The organism is Jannaschia formosa, from assembly GCF_003340555.1.
GTDB classification, from domain to species: Bacteria; Pseudomonadota; Alphaproteobacteria; order Rhodobacterales; family Rhodobacteraceae; genus Jannaschia; species Jannaschia formosa.
Genome location: NZ_QPLJ01000118.1, coordinates 1 through 681, shown reverse-complemented (window position 1 = coordinate 681; position 681 = coordinate 1). Strand labels below are relative to the sequence as shown.

Annotated in this window: 1 pseudogene; it reads left to right on the top strand. The window is 66.7% G+C overall.

Features of this window, described 5'->3' with window-relative positions:
* Nucleotides 1-113: 113 nt before the first annotated feature.
* Nucleotides 114-681 (top strand): annotated as a pseudogene (locus DR046_RS23080) (IS3 family transposase); the annotation flags it as partial.

The following is a 681-nucleotide window of genomic DNA, read 5'->3' as shown; positions in this document are numbered from 1 at the left end:
GACTTTGAGGGACCGAGGCCCCAGTGGGGCCTCGCAGCCCGAGGAGGCGCTCGGGAAGGCCGGTCTGTTGTCCCGCTGCCCGGCAGGGTCATGCGCAGCATGATCCCGAGAGGGAGCGCAAAGCGATGATCGATCGCGACCACCGGTTGAGCATCGCCCGACAGGCGAAGGCGCTCGGGATCAGCCGCGGCAGCGTCTACTACCAGGCGCGACCTGCGTCCGAAGCCGATCTCGCGCTCATGCGCCGGATCGACGAGCTGCACCTCGAGTATCCCTTCGCTGGGAGCCGGATGTTGAAGGGCCTGCTGGGGGCCGAAGGCCATGAGGTGGGACGGCGGCACGTCGCCACGCTGATGAAGCGGACGGGGATCGAGGCACTCTACCGGCGTCCGAACACGTCGAAGCCCGCACCAGGGCACAAGGTCTATTCCTACCTGCTTCGCAAGCTGGAGATCACGCGTCCCGATCAGGTCTGGGCGATGGACATCACCTACGTCCCGATGGCCCGGGGCTTCGTCTACTTGGCCGCGGTGATCGACTGGTACAGCCGACGGGTCCTAGCCTGGCGGGTGTCGATCACGATGACGGCGGAGTTCTGCGTCGCCGCTCTGGAGGAGGCGCTAGCCCGACACGGCAAGCCGGACATCTTCAACACCGATCAGGGCAGCCAGTTCACCGGCG